General features: G+C 73.0%; 17 protein-coding genes. 12 read left to right on the forward strand and 5 right to left on the reverse strand.

Annotated features, from left to right (window positions below; all coding sequences use genetic code 11):
- Window positions 1–12 precede the first annotated feature (12 nt).
- The 5 genes from ACSQ2D_RS01900 (at window position 13) to ACSQ2D_RS01920 (ending at window position 6,091) form a co-directional block, all read left to right on the forward strand.
- Window positions 13–2,181, forward strand: a complete 2,169-nt coding sequence (locus ACSQ2D_RS01900) for a penicillin acylase family protein (protein WP_435984331.1) — start codon at window positions 13–15, stop codon at window positions 2,179–2,181.
- A 114-nt stretch (window positions 2,182–2,295) separates the two neighbouring features.
- Window positions 2,296–3,582, forward strand: a complete 1,287-nt coding sequence (locus tag ACSQ2D_RS01905) for a hypothetical protein (protein WP_435984332.1) — start codon at window positions 2,296–2,298, stop codon at window positions 3,580–3,582.
- Window positions 3,583–3,684: 102 nt separating this feature from the next.
- Window positions 3,685–4,122, forward strand: coding sequence for a hypothetical protein (locus tag ACSQ2D_RS01910; protein WP_435984333.1), 438 nt, complete (start codon window positions 3,685–3,687; stop codon window positions 4,120–4,122).
- A gap of 48 nt (window positions 4,123–4,170) precedes the next feature.
- Entirely contained in the window at window positions 4,171–5,253 is a 1,083-nt protein-coding gene (locus ACSQ2D_RS01915; RefSeq protein ID WP_435984334.1) for a DNA polymerase IV, read from the forward strand.
- A 40-nt stretch (window positions 5,254–5,293) separates the two neighbouring features.
- Entirely contained in the window at window positions 5,294–6,091 is a 798-nt protein-coding gene (locus ACSQ2D_RS01920) for a phosphatase PAP2 family protein (RefSeq protein ID WP_435984335.1), read from the forward strand.
- Here ACSQ2D_RS01920 and ACSQ2D_RS01925 read toward each other — a convergent pair.
- Window positions 6,053–6,496, reverse strand: coding sequence for a MarR family winged helix-turn-helix transcriptional regulator (locus ACSQ2D_RS01925; RefSeq protein ID WP_435984336.1), 444 nt, complete (start codon window positions 6,494–6,496; stop codon window positions 6,053–6,055). The two genes, ACSQ2D_RS01920 and ACSQ2D_RS01925, sit on opposite strands and share 39 nt — an antisense overlap.
- Before the next feature lie 145 nt (window positions 6,497–6,641).
- On the opposite strand from ACSQ2D_RS01925, the gene ACSQ2D_RS01930 reads away from it, so the two are divergent.
- Window positions 6,642–7,865: an MFS transporter gene (locus tag ACSQ2D_RS01930; protein WP_435984337.1), complete on the forward strand. Its 1,224-nt coding sequence runs from the start codon at window positions 6,642–6,644 to the stop codon at window positions 7,863–7,865.
- On the opposite strand, the gene ACSQ2D_RS01935 is transcribed toward ACSQ2D_RS01930, so the two are convergent.
- Window positions 7,781–9,427: an FAD-binding dehydrogenase gene (locus ACSQ2D_RS01935; RefSeq protein ID WP_435984338.1), complete on the reverse strand. Its 1,647-nt coding sequence runs from the start codon at window positions 9,425–9,427 to the stop codon at window positions 7,781–7,783. The genes ACSQ2D_RS01930 and ACSQ2D_RS01935 overlap by 85 nt on opposite strands.
- Before the next feature lie 105 nt (window positions 9,428–9,532).
- Between ACSQ2D_RS01935 and ACSQ2D_RS01940 the strand changes: the two genes are divergently transcribed.
- On the forward strand, window positions 9,533–10,369 hold the full coding sequence (locus ACSQ2D_RS01940) for an alpha/beta fold hydrolase (protein WP_435984339.1): 837 nt from the start codon (window positions 9,533–9,535) through the stop codon (window positions 10,367–10,369).
- Window positions 10,370–10,393: 24 nt separating this feature from the next.
- On the opposite strand, the gene ACSQ2D_RS01945 is transcribed toward ACSQ2D_RS01940, so the two are convergent.
- Window positions 10,394–10,942 carry a DinB family protein gene (locus ACSQ2D_RS01945; protein WP_435984340.1) on the reverse strand — a complete coding sequence of 183 codons (549 nt, stop codon included), beginning with the start codon at window positions 10,940–10,942 and terminating at the stop codon, window positions 10,394–10,396.
- A gap of 129 nt (window positions 10,943–11,071) precedes the next feature.
- Here ACSQ2D_RS01945 and ACSQ2D_RS01950 point away from each other — a divergent pair, with 129 nt between their 5' ends.
- The 3 genes from ACSQ2D_RS01950 (at window position 11,072) to ACSQ2D_RS01960 (ending at window position 14,580) form a co-directional block, all read left to right on the forward strand.
- Complete coding sequence (locus ACSQ2D_RS01950) at window positions 11,072–11,680, forward strand: ATP-dependent Clp protease proteolytic subunit (RefSeq protein WP_435984341.1); 609 nt, start codon at window positions 11,072–11,074, stop codon at window positions 11,678–11,680.
- A complete protein-coding gene (locus ACSQ2D_RS01955) occupies window positions 11,677–12,288 on the forward strand; it encodes a ClpP family protease (protein ID WP_435984342.1) in 612 nt (203 codons plus the stop codon). Before ACSQ2D_RS01950 ends, ACSQ2D_RS01955 begins: the two co-directional genes overlap by 4 nt.
- A 213-nt stretch (window positions 12,289–12,501) precedes the next feature.
- Window positions 12,502–14,580 carry a hypothetical protein gene (locus ACSQ2D_RS01960; protein ID WP_435984343.1) on the forward strand — a complete coding sequence of 693 codons (2,079 nt, stop codon included), beginning with the start codon at window positions 12,502–12,504 and terminating at the stop codon, window positions 14,578–14,580.
- Window positions 14,581–14,628: 48 nt separating this feature from the next.
- Here ACSQ2D_RS01960 and ACSQ2D_RS01965 read toward each other — a convergent pair whose 3' ends face one another.
- Both ACSQ2D_RS01965 and ACSQ2D_RS01970 read right to left on the reverse strand, forming a co-directional pair.
- Window positions 14,629–16,017, reverse strand: coding sequence for a tetratricopeptide repeat protein (locus ACSQ2D_RS01965; RefSeq protein ID WP_435984344.1), 1,389 nt, complete (start codon window positions 16,015–16,017; stop codon window positions 14,629–14,631).
- 47 nt (window positions 16,018–16,064) lie between these two features.
- Complete coding sequence (locus ACSQ2D_RS01970; protein ID WP_435984345.1) at window positions 16,065–17,003, reverse strand: NB-ARC domain-containing protein; 939 nt, start codon at window positions 17,001–17,003, stop codon at window positions 16,065–16,067.
- 232 nt (window positions 17,004–17,235) lie between these two features.
- On the opposite strand from ACSQ2D_RS01970, the gene ACSQ2D_RS01975 reads away from it, so the two are divergent.
- Window positions 17,236–17,667 (forward strand): hypothetical protein, encoded by a 432-nt coding sequence (locus ACSQ2D_RS01975; protein WP_435984346.1) that lies wholly within the window; start codon window positions 17,236–17,238, stop codon window positions 17,665–17,667.
- Between the two features lie 118 nt (window positions 17,668–17,785).
- Window positions 17,786–18,535 (forward strand): D-Ala-D-Ala carboxypeptidase family metallohydrolase, encoded by a 750-nt coding sequence (locus ACSQ2D_RS01980; protein ID WP_435984347.1) that lies wholly within the window; start codon window positions 17,786–17,788, stop codon window positions 18,533–18,535.

The raw sequence follows: 18,535 nt of genomic DNA on the forward strand, positions 1-18,535 counted from the left end.
AGGAGATCCGCCGTGTCCCGCGCCCCGATGCCCGCCGAGGTGCGACGTGACGCCGTCGGGGTCCCGCACCTGCGGGCCGGCGACGTCATTGAGCTGGCCCGCCTCCAGGGGCGCATCACCGCCCTCGACCGAGGGTGGCAGATCGAGCACCACCGCTGGCGGATGGAGGGGCGCACGGCCGAGTACGTCGGCCCCGACGGGCTCCCCTGGGACCGGTTCGCCCGGCAGGTGCTGCTCGAGCCGACGGTGCGGCGCTGCTTCGAGCGGCTCGACCGCGAGACGCGGACGTGGCTGACGGCCTACGTCGACGGCGTCAACGACACGCTCGCCCAGGGGCTCGCGGGGACGCCCGAGGTCGCGCTGCTCGGGCTCCAGTCGTATGCCGCCGCGCCCCGTCGGTGGGAGCCGTGGACACCCCTCGGCATCTTCTGGGGCATCCACCTGCTCTTCGGGACCTTTCCGGCCAAGCTCTTCAACGCCCACGTCGCCGACCGCCTCGGCGCCGACGCCCTCGCGATGTTCAACGCCGAGGGCGTCGAGCGGGCGGAGGCCTCGGGGAGCAACGCGTGGGTCGTCGGTGGGGACCGGACGGCGAGCGGGCTGCCGCTCGTCGCCGGCGACCCGCACCGCACGATCGAGCTGCCCGGCTGCTACCAGCAGGTCGGCCTCGCCTGTCCCGAGTTCGACGTCGTCGGCTTCACCTTCCCCGGGGTGCCGGGCGTGCAGCACTTCGCCCACACGGGCACCGTCGCGTGGGGCATCACGAACGCGATGGCCGACTACCAGGACCTGACGCTGGAGTCGCTCGGTCACGTCGGTCACGGGCCCGACGGGTCGCCGCTGCTCAAGGCGCGCGGCATCGACGGGTGGGAGCCGGTGCGCTCCACGACGGAGACGCTGAGGGTGCGGGGCGAGGCCGACGTGACCGTCCCCGTCGTCGTCACCTCACGCGGGCCGATCGTCACGGGCCTCGAGGCCGAGATCGAGCGGCTCGTCGCCGAGGCCGAGGCGCCGCCGCAGTGGACCGACGAGAGCGTCCAGCCGCGGCGGGCCCACCCGGCCGCGCACAGCCTCCGCACGCCCACCCACGTCGAGGAGGACCTCGGCTTCGGCGCCCTGCTGCCCCTGCTCCGCGCGCGGACGGTCGCCGACGTCGAGGAGGCCCTGTCGCGCTGGGTCGAGCCGGTCAACAGTGCCCTCGTCGCCGACGACACGGGTCGCGTCCGCCACCTCGTCGTCGGCCGCGTGCCCGAGCGCGACGAGGTCGGCGCGGTGCTGCCCGTGCCCGCCTGGGACCCGCGACACGTGTGGCACGGCTACCGGCGCGGACCTGCCGTCGACGTGCAGGACGTCATGGTCAGCGCCAACGACCGGGCCAGCGGCGGCGGTCTCGGGGTGGAGTACGCGACACCCTTCCGGGCCGGCCGCATCCGCGAGCTCATCGAGTCGGGGGAGCGGCTGACCGTCGACGACTGTGCGGAGATCCACGTCGACACCCGCAACGGACAGGCCGACCTCATGCGCGAGCTCGTCGAGGCGGCCGACGTCTCGGGCGCCGCCGCCGACGTGCGCTCCGAGCTGCTCGCGTGGGACGGCCACAGCGACACCGGCAGCCGTGGCGCGGCGCTCTTCGCCGCCTGGCGCACGGCGCTCGTGCGGTGGTTCTCCGAGCACCCGGCGCTCGCGGCGCTGCACGAGCCGAGCGGTCACTCACGCATCTTCACGGCGTGGACCGACGTCGTGACGCAGATCGGGGTGGGCTGGCACTCGATGGCGCACCTCGGGACGGCCTACGGCATCGACGTGGACGAGGGCGTACGCGTGGCGCTCGACCGCGTCGCGGCGCAGCGCGACGCGCTGGGGACGTGGGGCGAGCGGCACTGGCTCGACCCGGTGCACGCGCTCGACGCGACGGGGCGGGCGCCCCGGGTCCGGCGCGACCCCGTCGGCGGCGACAAGGGCTGCGTCCTCGCCGCGGCCAGCGCCCCGGGCGTCACCGACCACTGCTACGGCGGACCGGTGGCGCGCTACGTGTGGGACCTCGCCGACCGTGACGCGAGCCGCTGGGTCGTGCCCTTCGGGGCGAGCGGCGACGCCCGCGACCCGCACTTCGCCGACCAGACGCCGGCGTGGCTCACCGGCGGGCTGCACCCGGTCCGACCGTCGGACGGCGCAGGGTAAAGGAGCACTTTGCCCGTCTTTTACTATTTGCGGTACAAAACGTGACTTTACGTCGTACTGTTCTCGCGTAGGCCCCTCGAGCAGGCCCCGCGAACAGCAGGAGTGGTGAGTCCGGTGACGACGAGCATGACGCCCACGCACGGCGACCCGTTGCGCCACGGCTCACGGTCCGTCGCCGACGGTGACCCCGAGCGCTGGCTGCCCGACCCGTCCTGGCCCGTGCCTCCCCGTGGGTGGCAGCTCTGGGCGGCCGCCGGCTCGAGCGCCCGTCCGGGACGAGCCGGACATGTCGGCGTCCGCCGGTCCGGGGACGAGTCGGAGCCCCACACCCGGGCCTCGATGGACCACACTGACGACGTGACGTCCGAAATGCCCCGTTTGGCGGATCTCGAGGAAGCCTCGTTCACGCTGCCGACCCGTCCGAGCGCCCTGGTCGACCTCGAGCGGGTCGACCTGCTCGCCGACCGTCCCGCGCGACGGGTGCCCGAGGGTGCGCTCGCGGGCTTCGCAGTCCTCGGTGCGCTCGTCCTCTTCAGCTGCCTCGTCGGCGGCCTGACCGGCGGCCTCATCGTCATCGGCGTCTCGACCCTGCTCGCGGCGAGCGCCGCCCTCGTGCGTGGCCACCTCTCGCTCTCGCAGGTCGGGGGCCAGCGCGGCGCCGGGCTGCTCCTCGGTGCAGCCGTCACCGCCCTCATCGTCGGCTCGGTCGCGACGCACGACCGCCGGCCCGGCGTCGAGGTCCTGCCGAGCGCGCCCGTGCCGGTCAGCTCCGAGCGGGTCACCGACAGCCACACGGCGTATGCCGCCGTCCCCTCGTCGCAGTCCTCCTCCGTCGCGTCCGTGGCCCCCTCGCCTCGCGCGGTTCGCGCGGTCCGCTCCACCGATGCACCGGCGGCGGCAGCCCGCCCGACGCCGGTCGAGCCCGCTGAGTCGGCCGAGTCGGCTGAGTCGGCCGCGTCGGACGAGTCGGCCGTCTCCGTCGCGGACGTGACCCCGCCACCCACGCCCCGGGCTGACGCCTCGGTGCTCGCCTCGGGCCCCGCGGTCAGCGGCCAGGCCCTGACCCTCAAGCCCGACGCGCTGAGCCCCGCCGCGGTCGCACCGTCCGGGGGCACGGACCCGAAGGGTCCCAAGGGCGACAAGGCCGGCAAGGCCGGCAAGGACCCGAAGAGCCCCAAGGCCTCCAAGGCCGCCAAGGACTCGAAGAAGGGCTCCGCCCAGAGCAAGGGCGCCAAGAGCAAGGGCGCCAAGAACAAGAACGCCACGCTCCCGACGCTGTCCGACGCCGGCATCGGCGGCTCGGGGGCGGCGACGACGTCGGTCACCGGCTTCTCGGTGACGCCCGGGATGCGTGCCGACACGGCGCGCCACCAGGGTGTCGCGACCCTCGCGGCCCGCTGACCGTCCGCGTCGGGCCTGCCCCGAGGCGCCGGTGCCCCCGCCACGGGGCCACGCCCGATCGCGGTGCTCTCCGGTGGCCCGGACCTGTGCCACAGTGACCTCGTGGGGAATTCAATGACCCGGGCCACGATCATCTGGTTCGTCGGTGCCGCGGTCGTGGGCGCGATCGCCGGTGGCCTGCACCTGCTCCGTTCGGAGATCGGTGGCGCGCACACCGGGCTGCCGCTCGCGGTGTCCGCCTTCGCGCTGACCGCCCTCGCGGCCGTCATGCTCTTCCACGGCGTCATGCTCGCCGCGCGCGAGCAGGACGCCGCGGCCGGCCCCGCGCCCCGCTTCGCGGACGAGCCGCAGGACGAGCTCGCGTACACGCAGGACGCGCCGGGCCTCGCACGCCGAGCCTTTGCCGAGGCGGCGCCCGACGGCGTCGACATGGACCAGGCGTCGACCGACGGTCCGGCGGTCTACACCTTCCGTGGCGGCAAGCCGGTCGGCGACCGCTCACACCGCCCGAGCCGGCGCGACCGCTCCTCCCGCAGCTGACGGAGCCGAAGCGGCCGGCCCGTCACACCCTCCGGGCACAATGACTGGATGAGCGCGGGCCCCACCCACTGGGTGCTGCACGTCGACCTCGACCAGTTCATCGCGGCGGTCGAGGTGCTGCGCCGACCCGAGCTCGCGGGCCTGCCGGTCATCGTCGGAGGCCGCGGCGACCCCACCGAGCGGGCCGTCGTGTCCACGGCGAGCTACGAGGCCCGTGCGTTCGGCGTCGGGTCCGGTATGCCGCTGCGCCTCGCCGCACGCAAGGTGCCCGACGCGGTGATCCTGCCCGTCGACGCCCCCGCCTACACCGAGGCCTCCGAGCAGGTGATGGACGCCCTGCGCGGCCTCGGCGCGGTCGTCGAGGTGCTCGGCTGGGACGAGGCCTTCCTCGGGGTCGACACCGACGACCCCGAGGAGTTCGCCGGCCGGGTGCGCGCGGCGGTGCTCGACGCGACGGCGCTGCACTGCTCGGTCGGCATCGGTGACAACAAGGTGCGGGCCAAGATCGCGACCGGCTTCGGCAAGCCGCGCGGCGTCTTCCGGCTCACCCGCGACACCTGGTTCGAGGTCATGGGCGACCGGCCGACCATCGACCTGTGGGGCGTCGGGTCCAAGGTCTCCAAGCGTCTGGCCGGCCACGACATCCACACGGTGCGCGAGCTGGCCGACGCCGACGAGTCGGTCCTCGTCGGCGAGTTCGGTCCGCGCATGGGGGTCTGGTACTCCCAGCTGGGGCGCGGCATCGGGTCGGCCGTCGTCGACGACACGCCGTGGGTCGCCCGCGGGCACAGTCGTGAGACGACGTTCCAGCGCAACCTCAACACGCCCGAGGAGGTGCGCGAGGCGGTGCGCGACCTCGCGTCGCAGGTCTTCGACGACACCGTCGAGGAGGGCCGGCCGGTCTTCCGCGTCACCCTCAAGGTGCGTTACGCGCCCTTCTTCACGCAGACGAAGGCCCGCAAGCTCCCGGCGCCGACGAGCGAGCGGGCCGACGTCGTCGAGGCCGCCGTCGCCCTCGCCGAGTCGCTCGACCCCGCACGCGAGGTGCGGCTGCTCGGGGTCCGCGCCGAGATGGTCATGCCCGACGGGGGAGACCCGGTGGAGCGCACCCCCGTGCGCGGTCGGCTCTGAGCGTTCGTCGCTCTCATCTTCATCGCCTACGGTCGTCCGCATGCCTTCTCCAGCTGACAGCGCGATGGACGTCAGGCGGCGGTCCGGCGGCGGACGGGCTGCCGGCGTCGTGCCGACCGTCGCCGTCGTCGTGGCCGTGGTCGCGCTGCTCTTCGTCGTCCGCGACGCCACCTACAGCGCCACCGCATCGGGCGCCGCGGCGCTGCCGTCGGTCGTCGGCGGTGTCCTCGAGGTCGTGGGCGAGCTCGGGCTCGTCGTCCTCGCCGGCGTCGCGGTCGTGCTCACGTGGCGCGCGCGTTCCACGGGTCTGGAGCACCTCGCGGTCGCCGTGGTGGCCGCGGTCTCGACGGTCGCCGCCTACGTCCTGAGCGAGGTCGTCAAGGGGTTCGTGCGCGAGGAGCGGCCGTGCCGGACGCTGTCGGTGCCGACCGTCGCGTCGTGTCCCGCCGCCGGTGACTGGTCGTGGCCCAGCAACCACGCGACCATCGCGGGCTCCCTCGCCACGGCGGTGGTCGTCCTCGCCCCGGTCTGGTGGCGGCTCGTCGTGCCGCTCGCGCTCGCGGTCGGCGCCTCACGGGTGCTCACCGGTGCCCACTACTGGCACGACGTCGTCGCCGGCCTCGCGGTCGGGGTGGTCGTCGTGTGGTTCGGCACGTGGGCCCTGGCGCCGGTGGCGCACCGTCTCCTCGCGCGGTCGGTCGCGTCGGGTCCGCCGGGATGGCGCCGGGCCGTCGGCCAGGGCTACGTCCCGAGGTATGCCGCGGGCGAGGTCGAGCAGGACGTCGACGGAGTCGTCGGGTCAGACCGCCGCGCCGTGCAGGAACCCGACGAGGGCTGACAGCTCGGGCACCTCGCCGGCGCTGCTGAGCGACTCCTCGAGCACGGCGTCGTGCGTGGGCGCGGCCTCGCGGTAGAGGGCCCAGCCGGCCTCGGTGAGCTCGGTGTAGATGCCGCGCCGGTCGTCGGCGCAGAGCACTCGCGTCAGCAGGCCGCGGTCCTCGAGCCGGTTGACGAGCCGGGTCGTCGCCGAGGACGAGAGGGCAGCGGCGCGGGCCAGCTGGCTCATCCGCATGTGCCAGCCGTCCTGGCGCGACAGCGCGTCGAGCACCGTGAACTCCACGACGGACAGCTCGTGGCGCCGGACCAGCTCGCGCTCGAGGGCGCCCTCGATGTGACCGTGCAGCGCAGCGAGGGTGCGCCACCCGGAGGCGCGCACCTCGACGGCGGAGTCAGCGATACCCATGGGCCCATCATAACGCGCGTTTGCAATATGCCGCGTGTGCAACTAACGTCCGGCGGGTCACATAGTTGCACACGCGGCATACCGGCGACAGCAGAGAGGCTCGGCCCGGCGACCGCACCCCGTTCCGGAAGGACAGGCACCACCAATGAAACTCGGTCTCATCGCCCTCGCCCTCGGCGGCTTCGGCATCGGCCTGACGGAGTTCGTCATCGCCGGCCTCATCAGCACGGTCGCCACCGACATGGGGGTCAGCATCCCCACGGCCGGCTACCTCATCAGCGGCTACGCCCTCGCGGTCGTCGTCGGCGCGCTGGGCCTGACGCCGGTCCTCGGGACCTGGCGCCCCAAGCGCGCGCTCCTCGCGCTCATGGTCCTCTTCGTCGTCGGCAACGCCCTGTCCGCCGTGGCCTCCGGCTACGGGATGCTGCTCGCCGGTCGCGTCGTCGCGGCGCTCGCGCACGGTGCGTTCTTCGGCATCGGCTCGGTGCTCGCCGCCTCGCTCGTCCCGGCGGACCGTCGGGCCGGCGCCATCTCGATCATGTTCGGCGGGCTCACCCTCGCCAACGTCCTCGGCGTGCCGCTCGGGACGTTCGTCGGACAGCAGTGGGGCTGGCGCGCGACGTTCGCGCTCATCGCCGTCGTGGGGGTCGTCGCGGCCGCGGGCATCGCGCTCCTCGTGCCCGATGCCGGTGAGTCCGCCGGAGGTCAGGCCACGCTGCGCGCCGAGCTCGCCGCCTTCCGCAACCGTCAGGTGTGGTTCTCGCTTGCGATGACCGTCCTCGTCTTCGGCGGCATGTTCGGCGCCTTCATGTACGTCGAGCCGCTCCTGACCCGTGTCACCGGGTTCGACGAGTCGGCGGTGCCGTGGCTGCTCGTGCTCTTCGGGGTCGGCCTCTTCGCCGGCAACCTGCTCGGTGGCCGGTGGGCCGACCGTGCGCTGACCCGGACGCTCGTCGTGCTGACGCTCGCGCTCGCCGTCTCGCTCGTCGCGTTCGCCCTGCTCGCGGGCAGCATGGCGGGCTCCGCGGCGATGCTGCTCGCGATGGGCTTCTTCGGCTTCGCGACCGTGCCGGGCCTGCAGATGCGGGTCCTCGAGCACGCATCAGGGGCATCGACCCTGGCGTCCTCGGCCAACATCGCGGCCTTCAACGTCGGCAACTTCCTCGGCGTCTGGGTCTCGGGTCTGGCCATCGGCGCCGGCCTCGGCTGGACCTCCCCGCTCTGGGTGGGTGCGGTCTTCGCGACGCTGGGACTGGCCGTCCTGCTCGCCGCGACCCGGCCCGGTCAGAGCGCGGCGGCCACCGAGCGCCCGGCGGTGCGGCCGCTGAAGAGGCAGCCGCCGAGGAAGGTGCCCTCGAGGGAGTTGTAGCCGTGCATGCCGCCCCCGCCGAAGCCGCTCACCTCGCCCGCGGCGTACACCCCGGGCAGCGGCTCGCCGCCGGCACGCAGCACGCGGCCGGCGAGGTCGGTCTCGAGCCCGCCGAGCGTCTTGCGGGTCAGGATGTTGAGCCGCACCGCGATGAGGGGGCCGGCCTTCGGGTCGAGCAGCTTGTGCGGTGTCGCGACGCGGATCAGCTTGTCGCCGCGGTAGTTCCGAGCCCCACGGATCGCGGTGACCTGGGCGTCCTTGGTGAAGTCGTTGTCCATCTCGTTGTCGCGCGCGACGATCGTGCGCCGCAGTGACTCGACGTCGATGAGGTCGTCGCCGGTCAGGGCGTTCATGCCACGGACGAGCTCGTCGAGCGTGTCGGCCACGACGAAGTCCTCGCCGTGCTGCTTGAACGCCTCGACCGGGGCGGGGGCGCCCTTGCGCGCCCGCCCGAGCACCTGCCGGACGTCCTTGCCGGTGAGGTCGGGGTTCTGCTCCGAGCCGGAGAGGGCGAACTCCTTCTCGATGATGCGCTGGGTCAGCACGAACCACGAGTAGTCGTGGCCGCTGCGCATGATGTGGCCGAGGGTGCCCAGCGTGTCGAAGCCGGGGAAGTAGGGCGCCGGGAAGCGGCGACCGCGCGCGTCGAGCCACAGCGACGAGGGCCCGGGCAGGATGCGGATGCCGTGGTTGTCCCAGACGGGGTCCCAGTTGCGCAGCCCCTCGGTGTAGTGCCACATCCGGTCGGGGTTGATGACGTGGCCGCCGGCGGCCTGGGTGATGCCGAGCATCCGACCGTCGACGTGGGCGGGCACGCCGGCCACCATGCGGGCCGGGGGCGACCCGAGACGCTCGGGCCAGGCTCGCCGCACGAGGTCGTGGTCGCCGCCGATGCCGCCGCTCGTCACGATCACGGCCTGGGCCGTGATCTCGAAGTCGCCGACCTCCTCGCGGCTACTCGGCCGACCCCGGTCGGCGCCGTCCGGCGCGAGGAGGTGACCGCGTACGCCGGTAACGGAGCCCGCGGTCTCGACGAGCTCGTCGACGCGGTGGCGGAAGGCGAGGGTGACCCGGCCGCTCGCCACGGCCGCGCGGACCCGCCGCTCGAAGGGCTCGACGAGCCCGGGACCCGTGCCCCACGTGATGTGGAAGCGCGGCACGGAGTTGCCGTGCCCGTCGGCCCGGCCGTCACCGCGCTCGGCCCAGCCGACGACGGGGAAGAGGCGGTGGCCCTGCTCGTGCAGCCACGCGCGCTTCTCTCCGGCGGCGAAGTGGAGGTAGGCCTCGGCCCACTTGCGGGGCCAGAAGTCCTCGTCGCGGTCGAACTGGGCCGAGCCCATCCAGTCCTGCGTCGCGAGCTCGAGGCTGTCCTTGATCCCCATCCGCCGCTGCTCGGGGCTGTCGACGAGGAAGAGGCCGCCGAAGCTCCAGAAGGCCTGGCCGCCGAGGGACTGCTCGCCCTCCTGGTCGACGAGCACGACCCGCTTGCCACGGTCGGCCAGCTCAGCGGTGGCGACGAGACCGGCCAGGCCGGCTCCCACGACGACGACGTCGGCATCCATGGTCAGAGCATGCCACCAGTCGACGGCGTTCTCGCCGGGGCCGCGTCGGGTACGGCCCCGGTGCCCTCGTGAGGGACGAGGGCCACCAACCGGAAGGAGACGTCCATGACCGACGTCACCGCAGACCAGGGCCTGGTCCACGACGTCAAGATCCACGTCGAGGACTCGGGCGGCGACGGGCGTCCCGTCGTGCTGATCCACGGCTGGCCGCTCTCGGGCGCGTCGTGGAGCGACCAGGTGCCCGCCCTCTCCGAGGCCGGCTACCGGGTCATCACCTACGACCGCCGGGGGTTCGGCGACAGCGACAAGCCGCACGGCGGCTACGAGTACGACACCCTCGCCGACGACCTCGCGAGCCTCCTCGAGGCGCTCGACCTGCGTGACGTCACGCTCGTCGGCTTCTCGATGGGCGGCGGCGAGGTGGCGCGCTACGTCGCCCGACACGGCGAGGGACGCCTACACAGCGTCGTCTTCGCCGCGGCCGTGCCGCCCTACCTGCTCCAGACCGATGACAACCCCGACGGTCCGCTGACCGAGGACGCGGCGAAGGAGATGGAGGAGGGGGCCAAGGGAGACCGCGACGCCTTCTTCGACCAGTTCACGACGCAGTTCTTCTCGGCGAACGGCGAGCTCAAGGTCACCGAGGAACAGCGCCAGCAGGCGATCGCGCTCTGCCGGCAGTCCGACCAGCGGGCACTCCTCGGGTGCATGGAGGCCTTCGGCACGACCGACTTCCGCGACGACCTGACGTCGATCACCGCGCCGGCGCTCGTCGTCCACGGCGACTCCGACGTGACCGTGCCCTTCGAGGGCTCCGGCCGCCGGACGCACGAGGCGCTGGCGCAGAGCGACCTCGTCGTCATCCAGGACGGCCCGCACGGCATCAACACGAGCCACGCGGACGAGTTCAACCGGGCGCTGCTGGACTTCCTCCAGACGTGACCTGACCTCGACGGCGCCCCCGGCTCACTGGCCGGTGGCGCCGTCGACGCACTCCCGGAGCAGGTCCGCGTGGCCACAGTGACGGGCGTACTCCTCGATCATGTGCACGATCACCTCGCGCAGGTTGATCCGCGTGCTGGGGTCGACGCTGACGAGGTCGAGCGAGCCGGCCTGCTCCACGAAGGCCTCGGCGTACGCCACCTCCTCGCGCCATCGTGCCCACGCGTCCTCGACGACGGCGTCGTCACCGACAGCCCCGTTGAAGTCGGCGTCGCGGTCGTCCGGCGTGCGGTAGAGCCGTGGGACGTCCTCGCCCGCCATCGTCCGCCGGAACCAGTTCCGCTCCACCGCGGCCATGTGTCGCACGAGTCCCAGCAGCGAGAGCGTCGACGGCGGCACCGACCGCGTCGCGAGCTGCTCGGCGGTGAGCCCGGCGCACTTCATCTCGAGCGTCAGGCGGTAGTTCGCGAGGTAGTCGAGCAGGGTCGTGCGCTCGTCCGCGAGCAGCGCCTCCTGCGACCGCGGGTCGTCCTCGGGGTCCACCCACATGTCTGGATACGTCTTTCCGGCCATGCGACCCATCGTCGTGCCCCGGGATCGCGCGCGCCAACGGGATTTCGGGAGGGCGGCATACGCTGTCGGCGAATCTGCCCGTGGCAGAGGGGGACTCCCATCCGGCGACCGTCGGGTCACGCTGGGTGCATGACCGAACCACTCACGCCCTCGCCGCTCGACGACCAGCTGTCGATGCAGCTGCTCCACCAGCGGATCATCGTCCTCGGGGCGGAGGTCGACGACCCGATCGCCAACCGGATCACCGCCCAGCTGCTCCTGCTCTCGGCCCGCGACCCCCGCGCCGACATCAGCCTCTACGTCAACAGCCCCGGCGGTTCCGTCACCGCCGGCCTCGCCATCTACGACACGATGCGCCTCATCCCCAACGACGTCTCCACTCTCGCAGTGGGATTCGCGGCCTCGATGGGCCAGTTCATCCTCGGCGCAGGCACGCCCGGCAAGCGCTTCGCGCTGCCCAACGCGCGGATCATGATGCACCAGCCGTCCGCGGGCATCCAGGGCACGGCGGCCGACGTCGAGGTCCAGGCCGCCAACCTCAAGGCCGTCAAGCGCCGGGTCAACGAGCTGCAGGCCGAGCACACGGGCCAGTCCGTCGAGCAGATCACCCGGGACAGCGAGCGCGACCGCTGGTTCAGCGCGGAGGAGGCGGCGGCATACGGCATCGTCGACCACGTCGTCAGCGCCCTCGCGGACGTCCGGCCCGGCGGCGCCGAGCGGAAGGTGGGACTCCGGTGAGCAGCTACACGATCCCCTACGTCATCGAACGCACCCCGGTGGGGGAGCGCAGCTTCGACATCTACAGCCGGCTGCTCCAGGAGCGGATCATCTTCGTCGGCACCGAGATCGACGACGGCGTCGCCAACGTCGTCATGGCCCAGCTGCTCCACCTCTCCTACGTCGCCCCCGACCGCGAGGTGTCGCTCTACGTCAACAGTCCGGGTGGCTCGTTCACGGCGCTCATGGCCGTCTACGACACGATGCAGCTCGTCCAGACCCCGGTCGCGACCTACTGCCTCGGACAGGCGGCCTCCGCCGCGGCGGTGCTGCTCGCGGCGGGGGAGCCGGGGCGCCGCTTCGCCCTGCGTCACTCCCGGGTCCTGCTGCACCAGCCCTCCGCCGGCGCTCAGGGGACGGTGAGCGACCTCGCCCTGCAGGCCGACGAGCTCCTCCGGGTGCGGGCGCAGGTCGAAGAGGTGCTGAGCCGCCACACGGGCCGCTCGGTCGACCAGCTGCGCCTCGACACCGACCGCGACAAGGTGCTGACGGCACAGCAGGCCGTGGAGTTCGGGATCGTCGACCACGTCATCGAGCGGGCGACGGAGGCGGTGCCCGTCGAGGGGTGAGGCGGAACGGGCGAATCCGTGGACAGGCCCGGGGCGGTGGTGCAAGAGTGCTGAGTGCAAGGCCGAGTGACCCGGCGCCGAGGGCCCTCACGCGTTTGTCCATCCCTCGCCCGCCCCCGGCCCGCCCACCGTCCGACAGCGACGGGCCATGCCCCGGACGGGCTCCACTTCCTCGAAGGGGAGCTCATGGCTGGTTCACGTAGGTCGCGCCTCATGCGCATCAGTTCCATCTCCGTCCCGATCCTCGCCCTCGCCGCCCTCGGGCTGCCGGCGACCCAGGCCCAGGCCGAGTCCGGCTCGAGCGCCCACCTCGTCGGCACGTCGGCCGCGGCGACGGGGGCCTTCACCCCCTCCGGCAGCGGCGACGCCACCGACGAGGAGTTCATGGGTGAGCCCGACGAGGCCGACGGCGACGCCGGGCCGCCCGCCTACCCCGGCGTCATCACCGACCGCAGCCTGTCGAGCGGTCACGGCAGCGGGGTCGGCATCTCCGTCAGGAGCGGCCAGAAGGCCAAGTCGAACCCCCAGCTCGGGACGTCGTTCGAGGGTCTCAACCTCTTCCAGCAGCGGTATGCCCGTGGTGGCAACCAGTTCACCGTCGAGCCGCCGGACCAGGCCCTCTGCGTCGGCAACGGCTACGTCCTCGAGGCCGTCAACGACGTGCTCAACGTCTACGACAAGCAGGGCTCCTCGGTCCTGCCGGACAACACGGCGACCAACGTCGTCAGCGGCTTCCCGACCGACGTCCACCACGCCGTCGACCTCAACTCGTTCTTCGGCTACGCCCCGGCGATCAACCGTGCCACGGGCGTACGCGCCCAGAACATCACCGACCCCGTCTGCCTCTACGACGCCGCCACCCAGCGCTTCTTCGTCGCGGTCCTGACGCTCGAGACGACGCCTGCGGGTGCCCTCACCCTGCAGAACCACATCGACATCGCCGTGAGCCGGACGTCCGACCCCCGTGGCACGTGGAACATCTTCACGTTCGACGCGACGAACGACGGCACCGACATCGGCGGCACGGGCGGCAACGCCGGACCGTACCTCGGCGACTACCCGCACATCGGTGCCGACGCCAACGGCATCTACGTGACGACGAACGCCTACCCGTGGAACGGCAGCGGCTTCGCCGGCGCCCAGATCTACGCCCTGTCCAAGGCGCAGCTCGCGGCCGGTGCCGCCACCGTCTCGATGCAGCACCTCGACACCTCCGGCACCGTCCCGCTGCCGAGTGACGCGGGTGCCACGCAGCCGGGCTTCACCGTCTGGCCGGCCCAGTCGCCCGGGACGGGCTCCTACGAGCTCGGGGCGAACGGCACGGAGTACCTCCTCAGCTCCACGGCCGCCGACGAGGCCACCCACCCCGTCCACGGCACCGGCGGCAGCTACGTGTCGAGCACCGTCGTCGTGTGGGCGCTGACCAACACGGCGTCCCTCGCCTCGGCGACGCCCTCGCTGTCGCTCAGCAACAAGGTCGTGCCGTCGGAGACGTACGCCATCCCGCCCAGGACGAAGCAGCCCGGAGCCGGGACCGCGCCGACCACGGCGACGCCCCAGGGCTACTGCATCAACGACACGACGACGCCGACCATCGCCGGCACCGGGTGCTGGAGGCTGCTCTTCGCTGGTGAGCCGGCGCACGACGAGGTCGTCTCGAGGCCGGACTCCAACGACACCCGCATGCAGCAGGTCATGTATGCCAACGGCAAGCTGTGGGGTGCCCTCGACACCGCGCTCAACCCCGACGGCGGCACCCAGCGCGCCGGGATCGCGTGGTTCGTCGTCAAGCCGTCGGTCGCCGGCGGCTCCGTGTCGGCGAAGATGGCGCTGCAGGGCTACCTCGGCAAGGCCGGGGCCGACCTGACCTACCCGGCCATCGGCGTCACGTCGAGCGGACGCGGAGTCATGGCGTTCAGCTACACCGATGCGACGACGTACCCGAGCGCCGGGTATGCCGCCATCGACGCCCTCGCGGGCACCGGGCCCATCTCGATCGCCGCGGAGGGCAAGGCCACCGACGACGGGTTCACGAGCTACACGTCCCAGGTCGGCAACCCGCCGCGCACCCGCTGGGGTGACTACGGCGCTGCCGCGGTCGACGGCGGCTCGGTGTGGATCGCCAGCGAGTACGTCGCCAGCGCGTGCGACTACACGACGTGGGGCGGCCGCTTCTTCGGGGCCACCACCGGCGACAACAAGCTCGGCACGTGCGCTGCCTCCCCGGGGGCGGCGGGGTCGCGCACCGCGCTCGGCAACTGGTCGACGCGGATCAGCCAGGTGACGCCGTAGCGGCGTCGGGCAGGGGAGGGGTGGCGGTGGCGCAGGGAGGCGCCACCGTCACCCGGTTCCCAGCAGCTGGTGGGCCTCCGCGACCGCCCGCCACTCGCCGCGCCGCATGTGGATCCGCAGCGCTGCGTGCCAGTGCTGCTCGGCCTCCGCGCGACGACCGAGGCGGAGCAGGGCGAGACCGAGCCGCTTGCGCAGGCTCGCCTCCCACTGGCCCGAGTCGGCGTCGTCGACGAGGGCGAGCCCGTCGGTGAGGATACGCAGCCCGACGTCCGGCTCGCCGGCGACGACGTGCCAGTAACCGAGCTCCTCGATGGCCTCCGTCAACCCGGCCCGGTCGCCGATCTCGTGGAAGATGGCGACGCTCCGCTCGAGGTGGGTCCGTGCCTCGGCGTGCTCGCCGGTGTCGCGCAGCAGGACGCCGAGGTTGACCGCGGCCATGGCGACCCCGCGCGTGACCCCGACCCGCGTGTAGAGCTCGAGGGACCGGCGCTCGTGGGCGACGGCGGTGACGAGGTCACCCTCCCGAGCGGCCAGGAGGCCGAGGTCGCGGTGTGCGGCGGCCAGCGCCCGGGTGTCGCCGAGGCGCTCGCTGATCCGTCGGGCCCGCTCACGCAGAGCGACGGCCTCGCCCACCCGGTCGAGACGACCGAGCAGGATCGCCTCGGTGCCCAGGGCCGCGGCCTCGGCGCGCACGGCGCCCGCCCGGCGGAAGACGTCGGCCGCGTGACGGGCCTGCTCGAGGGCGGCGTCGTGCTCGCCGCGTCCGCTCAGGGCCAGGGCGAGGTCCTCGTGGAGGTGCCCGCTGACGGTGGCGTCCGGCTCGGTCGCCGCGACCGCGAGGGCCAGCATCTCGGGCCAGCCGGCGATGTCGACGCGCGTGACGAAGTAGGTGATGAGGCCGAGCGCGAGCCACGGCAGCCGTGACCGATCGGCTGCGGTGGACTCGGCGACCGCGACGGCCAGGGCGGTGAACTGGTCGGCGTCCGCGACGAGGGCGTCGAGGCAGTCCATGGGGTCGGTCAGCGAACCCGACGGCGCGACGAGCGCCTCGAGGTCCACGCCCTCCGGGGTGGCGCGGCAGTGGTGCCGGGTGCGCCAGGCGACGGCGACGTAGAAGGCCAGGAGGCGGTCGACGGCGGCCGCCCGCTCGTCCGGCGTGAGCTGCCGTTCGGCCCGCTCCCGTGCCACCGCGTGGACGAGGTCGTGCACGCGGTAGCGCCCGGGGCCGGTGGCCTCGACGAGGCTCACGTCGGCGAGGCGCTCGAGCGCCGTGGCCGTGGCCTCGGCCGGGAGGTCGACGAGGCTCGCCACGGCGTGGACCGAGAGGCCCGTCGCCGGGAGCAGGCCGCACCACAGGTGGACGCGTGCAGCGGCGACGTCGACGGGGTCGTCGCTCGCCTCGAGGTTCTCGACGGAGAGCGCGATGTTGGAGCGCACCGCGAGGTCACCAGTGCACAGCTCGCTGAGGCAGGTGCGCGCCTCCGTCAGCGGGAGGCCAGGAAGTCGAGGGGCCAGGTGGGGCGGGCCGCGAGCCGCGAGCCGACGATGCGCAGCGCCAGCGGAAGGCCGCCGCAGGCGCGCGCCAGCTCGGCTGCGGCGCGGGGGTCCTGGGCGAGGCGCTCGTCACCGACCAACCGGCCGAGCAGCCGGCGTGACTCGTGCACGGGCAGCACGTCCAGGGGCACGTGGTGTGCGTCGACGATGCCGGCGAGCGAGCGTCGGCTCGTGATCACCACGGCGCATCCGGGAGAGGCGGGGAGCATCGGCTCGACCTGGGCCGCGTCCGCGGCGTTGTCGAGCACGATGAGCAGCCGGGAGCCCGACACGAGCGACCGGAAGATGGCGGCCGCCTGGTCGACGTCGTCGGGGACCTCGCCCGCGTCGCCACCGAGGGCGCCGATGAGGAAGGTCAGCCCGCGCAGGGCCGTCAGCGGGGCCCGGGTGTCGTGCCCGCGGAGGTCCAGGTAGAGCTGGCCGTCCGGGTAGTCGTCCACGACGCTCGAGGCCGCCTGGACCGCCAGCGTCGTCTTGCCGAGGCCACCCATGCCGACGATGGCGACGAGGACCGGGGAGTCGCGGTGCTCGGGACGTGCGAGCAGCCCTGTCACCAGCGCGAGCTCGGTCTCGCGGCCGGTGAAGGACGGGCCGCGTGCCGGGAGCTGGCGCGGCACCCGGCTGCGCTGTGCGGCGCGGCTGGGGAGGGCCCGTGCGGCGGACTCGACGAGGGTGCGCCGCTCGTCCGGGCCGAGCCGGAGGCCGGCGGCCAGCAGGTCGACCGTGTCGGCCCGTGGGTGCCGCCGCTGTCCGCGCTCCAGCGCACTGATGCCCTCGACGCTGAGACCCGACCGGTCGGCGAGGGCCTCCTGCGTCAGGCCGGCCTGCTTGCGCAGTCGTCGCAGAGCCGTCCCGAAGTCTCCGTCCATACCGTCCCCTGATGCGGTTGGGGGCCACGGCGACGTGACCCACGAGAGCGAAGACGGGACCTGTCGAGGTCCCGCCTTCGCATCGTGGGGGAGGTGTGCCGTCCCCGCAACTCGGACGACCGATGTCCGGCCCCGTTGTCCGGGTTGTCCGTGGGACGCGCTGCCCCACGCCGCGACGGTGGGACCACGGGCCACCACCAGGGAACGGCCCCGGACGAAAGGCTCCACCCGGATGAACCTGAAGAAGAAGGCGCTTCCCCTCCTGGTCGGCGCGGTCGCCCTCCCGGCGCTCCTCCTCGGCCCGACCGGCTCGGCGTCCGCCGCGACCAACCGGTCCGACGCCTGCGGCACGAACGCGTGCGGCAGCGCGACCCTGTCGTTCCAGAGCGCCTACAAGACCAGCGTGAACATGAGCGTCAAGGACCCCTACTGCAACGGCTACAACGGCTACATCCACCTCAAGGTCTGGCACACCGACGGCACGTACACCTACACGACCAAGCGGTACGACACGACGGGTGGCAACGCCTGCGACGGGCTCTACACGTCGTACAACGGCCTCTCCTGGACCGACTCCAAGCGGATCAGCCGCATCGAGGCCCGGGTCGGTGACGACTCCGGCTGGTCGCTCGTCGGCAACTCGGTCGACAACCCCTACACCTGACCGTTCCCCCCTGCGCCGGGTGCATGGGGAGTGCTCCCCATGCACTCGGCGCGCGGTGACGGCGCGCCTCCGACAGTCTCGACATGCAGGACCAGGCATCTCACGAAAGGGAAATCGCATGCGCAGGAACCGACTGACCCACGTCATCGCCGCCGTCGCCCTCGCTCTCGGAGGCCTCGGCGTCGCGACGGCCACGGTGACCGCCACGGCACCGGCCGCCCACGCCGACGAGTGCTACTCGTGGCCCCGCACCCTCAGCGCCGGCACTTCCGGTGCCGATGTCACCCAGCTCCAGATCCGCGTCGCCGGCTGGGTGCCGCGCGGCCAGGTCATGGGCATCGACGGCTCCTTCGGGGCACAGACCAAGACAGCCGTGGCGAACTTCCAGAAGGCATACGGCCTCACGTCGGACGGCATCGCCGGCCCGGCGACCTTCTCGAAGATCTACGCCCTGCAGGACCCGGACTGCACGCCCGTCCACTTCACCTACGCCGAGGCCAGCTACAACTGCGGCCGGGGCTTCACGGGCACGGCGGCCAACAAGGAGAACATGAAGCGGGCCCTGTGGCGGGCCGAGGCGCTGCGCCACCAGCTCGGTGACCACCCGCTCAAGGTCACGTCGGGCTACCGCGACTCGACGTGCAACGCGTCCGTCGGCGGCGCGAGCAACAGCGTGCACCTGAGCGGCGGCGCCCTCGACCTCGTCCCGGGCGACAGCGCGACCTCGATCTGCAGCATCGCCAAGCAGGCCCGCTACGCCGGCTTCGGCGGCATCTTCGGCCCGGGCTACCCCGCGCACGACGACCACGCCCACGTCGACATCCGGACGAGCATCGCCTGGGACGCCGACGCGTGCGCGGGCTGGTGA

The sequence above is a fragment of the Terrabacter sp. LjRoot27 genome (assembly GCF_964254175.1).
Taxonomy (GTDB): Bacteria; Actinomycetota; Actinomycetes; order Actinomycetales; family Dermatophilaceae; genus Terrabacter.

Coding starts and splice junctions, on each gene's coding strand:
- ACSQ2D_RS01950 (WP_435984341.1), top strand. CDS start 11,072: ATGACCGAACCACTCACGCCCTCGCCGCTCGACGACCAGCTGTCGATG.
- ACSQ2D_RS01930 (WP_435984337.1), top strand. CDS start 6,642: ATGAAACTCGGTCTCATCGCCCTCGCCCTCGGCGGCTTCGGCATCGGC.
- ACSQ2D_RS01975 (WP_435984346.1), top strand. CDS start 17,236: ATGAACCTGAAGAAGAAGGCGCTTCCCCTCCTGGTCGGCGCGGTCGCC.
- ACSQ2D_RS01945 (WP_435984340.1), bottom strand. CDS start 10,942: ATGGCCGGAAAGACGTATCCAGACATGTGGGTGGACCCCGAGGACGAC.
- ACSQ2D_RS01925 (WP_435984336.1), bottom strand. CDS start 6,496: ATGGGTATCGCTGACTCCGCCGTCGAGGTGCGCGCCTCCGGGTGGCGC.
- ACSQ2D_RS01935 (WP_435984338.1), bottom strand. CDS start 9,427: ATGGATGCCGACGTCGTCGTCGTGGGAGCCGGCCTGGCCGGTCTCGTC.
- ACSQ2D_RS01920 (WP_435984335.1), top strand. CDS start 5,294: ATGCCTTCTCCAGCTGACAGCGCGATGGACGTCAGGCGGCGGTCCGGC.
- ACSQ2D_RS01960 (WP_435984343.1), top strand. CDS start 12,502: ATGCGCATCAGTTCCATCTCCGTCCCGATCCTCGCCCTCGCCGCCCTC.
- ACSQ2D_RS01915 (WP_435984334.1), top strand. CDS start 4,171: ATGAGCGCGGGCCCCACCCACTGGGTGCTGCACGTCGACCTCGACCAG.
- ACSQ2D_RS01970 (WP_435984345.1), bottom strand. CDS start 17,003: ATGGACGGAGACTTCGGGACGGCTCTGCGACGACTGCGCAAGCAGGCC.
- ACSQ2D_RS01940 (WP_435984339.1), top strand. CDS start 9,533: ATGACCGACGTCACCGCAGACCAGGGCCTGGTCCACGACGTCAAGATC.
- ACSQ2D_RS01980 (WP_435984347.1), top strand. CDS start 17,786: ATGCGCAGGAACCGACTGACCCACGTCATCGCCGCCGTCGCCCTCGCT.